The sequence below is a fragment of the Rhodococcus sp. EPR-157 genome (assembly GCF_001647195.1).
Taxonomy (GTDB): Bacteria; Actinomycetota; Actinomycetes; order Mycobacteriales; family Mycobacteriaceae; genus Rhodococcoides.
This window is the reverse complement of the sequence record NZ_LVCV01000427.1, coordinates 1-3,741: the sequence shown is the minus strand read 5'-3', so window position 1 is coordinate 3,741 and position 3,741 is coordinate 1. Positions and strand designations below refer to the sequence as shown.

At 62.4% G+C, this 3,741-nt stretch carries 4 protein-coding genes; 1 reads left to right on the top strand and 3 read right to left on the bottom strand.

Annotated features, from left to right (window positions below; translation table 11 throughout):
* Positions 1 to 52: 52 nt before the first annotated feature.
* Positions 53 to 1,321, bottom strand: a complete 1,269-nt coding sequence (locus A2J03_RS19875; RefSeq protein WP_068377432.1) for an MFS transporter — start codon at positions 1,319 to 1,321, stop codon at positions 53 to 55.
* A complete protein-coding gene (locus A2J03_RS19870; RefSeq protein WP_068377429.1) occupies positions 1,318 to 2,664 on the bottom strand; it encodes a serine hydrolase domain-containing protein in 1,347 nt (448 codons plus the stop codon). Before A2J03_RS19870 ends, A2J03_RS19875 begins: the two co-directional genes overlap by 4 nt.
* Positions 2,665 to 2,702: 38 nt before the next feature.
* Between A2J03_RS19870 and A2J03_RS30620 the strand changes: the two genes are divergently transcribed.
* A complete protein-coding gene (locus A2J03_RS30620) occupies positions 2,703 to 2,867 on the top strand; it encodes a hypothetical protein (RefSeq protein ID WP_156520477.1) in 165 nt (54 codons plus the stop codon).
* Positions 2,868 to 2,883: 16 nt separating this feature from the next.
* Here A2J03_RS30620 and A2J03_RS19865 read toward each other — a convergent pair.
* On the bottom strand, positions 2,884 to 3,741 hold an 858-nt coding region (locus tag A2J03_RS19865), incomplete at its 5' end, for a condensation domain-containing protein (protein WP_156520476.1).

Below are 3,741 nucleotides of genomic sequence, written 5' to 3'. Positions count from 1 at the left end.
TCTGCTTGTCTGTGTCTGTGCGTCGATGGAAATCGATGCAGTGGTGACGAATTCAGTGAGATACGAGATTCCTCATGGATCTGTTCGATGTCGCGAACACGGCCACGACGACGAGTGCCCCGGAGAGCGCGAGTATTGGATCGACTCCGGTTCCGGAGGCGACGAGTGCTCCGGCGGTCAGCGGACCGAGAGTGCCTGCAAGGCCGACAATCGCACCGGAGACGCTGCTGAGACGTCCTCGGAGGTGGTCGGGTGTATTGGTCAGCTGGTAGGTGACGATAGATGTGAAGGCGGCAGGAACGCAGAATCCGACGAGTCCGAGGGTCAGGCCGAGAGGGATACCTGGAGGCATGACGCTCATGACCGCTACCGGCACGATGATTATCCACGAGAACCAGACCACCGTCGTTCCGGCCCGGATTCTGGCATGGATAGCCTCTGCTGCAAGAGATCCCAACAGGCCACCGACGCCGTAGCATGTCATCATCAGCCCGATCTCGCCGGGAGTCGTGTTCTCCTCTCCCGCGCGAACAAGAACCACGATGAGCAAGGCGCTGAATACGAACTGGGTCGCAAAAATCCAGATCATCGTCGTGCGAATAGGTCGGTGTCCTACCACCCAGCGCCAGCCGCCGAGAAGGTCGTCGAACAGTTGTCGTCCACGACCGACAGGATCGCTCGCATCCAGTTCTTCGTCATTCAGTTCTGCTGTCGACTCCACTGAGACCGCAGGCACCCGAAGAAACAGTAATACGAATGCCGAGGCGATCAGCAATACCGCATCGACCGTGAACGGAAGCACCCGATCCACTGCGAACAGAATGCCGCCGAGTGCTGGCCCGAGCAGAGTGGCGATATAAGTGCGAGAAGTGTTGCGCGCAATGGCTGCACCCAGCTGAGGTGTCGGAACAAGACGCGGCAGCACTGCGTCCTCGGCGGGAGCGAACACTGCAGCAAGTCCGCCCTCCAGGGCCGCTACGACCGCCAGATGCCAGAACTCGTAGGAGTCGAGCGCTATCGCGACTGCGAGACTGCCGATCGCGACGAACCGCATGATTTCGCAGGTGATCATCAGGCGGGCCCGATTCCACCGGTCGGCGAGTATGCCTGCGGGAAGCATCGCGATCATCTGCGCTGCGCTGAACACCGCGGTGACCACACCGAGCTCCCACGCCGAGCCCGACGTCGCGATCACAAGGAGCGGGAATCCCAGAAAGGCCAGTTCGCTTCCGAGTTCGGATGCGAACCTCGCCGACCAGAGAATGTTGTACTGGCCGTTACGTCCTAACGGAACCAGATCCTTTCGTGTCGCCTCCGTCATCGGATCCACTCCGCTGTTCTTGCGGCCAGACGGCCACTGAACTGCACGTGGGTGATCTTCGACGATGCCGAACGCAAGAACCGCCCACGGTCACCTGGACCGGTCCTGCCGTCGCTCTCCCGGTCGAGGAGGAAGGTCAGGTCCTCCCAGAGTTCGATGAGGACGCGGTCTTCACCTGTGAGTCCGAGATCGAGGCGTCCGTCATCGCGAGCGGCCACGGTCACCGTGTCACCCCCGTTGCGGAAGACTCCGACACACTCTGCGCTCGCCCGAGGGTGTGCTCGTGGGCCGCGCGAGGGTGCGAGACTTGTACCGGAATGCGGCATCCCGGCCACCGTTTGTTCGGTGATCAGGTCGGCCCACATCTGCGTTCCCGAAGACGAGCCCGTGTTGAGTGCAACCACATCCCCGGTGACCGGGTTGATTCGGATGTGAGAAGACGTGCCCTCACTGTTTCCGTCATGACCCATCCAGACTGATGTCGCGTCCCCGTTTTCGTATCGGGCCCATCCCATTCCCCATCCGTCGGCCAAACCGAAAGGCCCTGTGATGGAGTCACCCGTCCGGTCTCTGCAGAGGGAGGCACGTGTCGCTGCGTCGAGCAGGTCGTGGCCGTTGCCGATGAACGCCGCTTCGGCGATCCTCACCATGTCCTGCGCAGATGCTGTGAGACCCCCGGCCGGTTCCTCGACACCGATCAGACTGGTGGTCGTGATCGGCACTGTTCGCCCGCTGTTCGTCGTGACATGTCCCGATACCGTTGGGCGAGTTGACTCGTGCAGCACGAAGCCGGGTTTGACTCCGACCGGGCGCAGCACCAGCTCGGTCACTGCGATGTGCCATGGCATCCCGGTCACCGCCTCGAGCACTCTGCCCGCCAGCACGTATCCGATGTTCGAGTACGAGAAGGCTGTGCCCGGGACCAACGCCAGATCGTGGTGGCGTGCATAGGTCGAGATCCAGCGAGCCCGATCTGTGGCTCGGGCATCGTCGATGGTGACCGACGATGCGAACCCGGCAGTGTGGGATAGAACTCGCTCGACAGTGACTGCTCCCAGCGCAGGCCAGGATGCCGAACGCAACTCGGGAAGGATGTCCGCGAGCGGTTCGTCGAGCTCCAGGTCACCTTCCTGGACGAGAACCATGATTGCTGTAGCGGTGACGGCCTTGGTGACCGAGCCGATGGGATAGGCGCTTTCGTTGTCGACGGGTGCGCTTTCCAATCCCGACGAGGGTCCGGCAGCGGCGCTGTAGTCTCGTCCTCTGATTCGCGCGGCGAGTTGGAAGTTGGTGACGCCGTGGCTGCGGGCGAGTCGGTGGGCGACGTCGGCGAGATCTGTCATCGTGGTGCTCCTGCAGTCTTGGAGGCCTTGGATCTGACATGCGCGGCGAGGTCCGCCAGTGCATCTGCAATGCCGTCCGCAAGAGCGTGGGCCTCACCCGAGGTGTGGATGGTGCGGTGATATCGGACGACGAATTCGATCCCGGCGTCGTCTGCCGCGCCGACGATCTCGACCTGGTGCGTCGACGGCTCGGTCGGCGCTAGTTCGTGCTCTACCGACCTAAGTAGTCGTACGCCCGTTCCGTTTGTAGCGACGGACGTGCGGCCGTGGTAGTTGAACAGCACGTCTGGGCGCGGACGTGCGCAACTCGCCGCCGCGAGTGTGCTGACCGGAGTACGTCGTGAGTGCACCGAAACCGATCCCTCCGCCCGGCACAGCACGAAGCGACTTCTTGACCGACCTGAGGGTTGCGCTCCAATCGAAGGGAACATCACGTGTCTGGGGGTCCGGGACATGCAGTGAGAGCGGATGAATTGTGGTGAACCACCCGATCGAGCGCGAGATGTCGAGATCGTCGAAAAGGTTCTGACGGCCGTGAGACTCGACCTCGATGTCTACGGTGGTGCGGCCGGTCCATCTGCTCAGCGCTGTGGCAACCGCGGTGAGAAGTACGTCGTTGACCGTCGAACGAAGTACGGCGGGCGTGTGGTCGAGGATGATGAGGGAGTCGGAAGCCTCCAGTCGCACAGTGACGGACTCGACGTGTCCGGCCTGTGCATCGCCGTTCTCCACGCCGGGTAGCGGCCGAGGAATCGGCTGGCTTTCCCAGAATTCGAGCTCGTCGTCGAAGCCACCCTTCTTCGTGTGGTCTTCGAGTCGGTTCGCCCACTGTGCGAACGGCGCACGTCCTGTCACCGAACCGGGGACCTCGTCATCGAGTGTTCGTGCGTAGTGCTGCTCCAGATCGGCGAGCAGAACCGGCCACGAGAGCGAATCGATGATCAGGTGGTGGCATGTGAGCAACAGGATCGCGCGGTCGGAACTGGACCACGCCGTCACGTGGAACAGCGCGCGCTCGGTCAGCGAGCTTCCGCAATGGTCTTTCACGCGCTCGCGCACTCGAGCCTCGGAGAATGT

Bases quoted from the DNA above. Each gene is read 5' to 3' on its own strand.
- A2J03_RS19875 (WP_068377432.1), bottom strand. From the start codon at position 1,321: ATGACGGAGGCGACACGAAAGGATCTGGTTCCGTTAGGACGTAACGGC.
- A2J03_RS19870 (WP_068377429.1), bottom strand. From the start codon at position 2,664: ATGACAGATCTCGCCGACGTCGCCCACCGACTCGCCCGCAGCCACGGC.
- A2J03_RS30620 (WP_156520477.1), top strand. From the start codon at position 2,703: ATGCGCGGCGAGGTCCGCCAGTGCATCTGCAATGCCGTCCGCAAGAGC.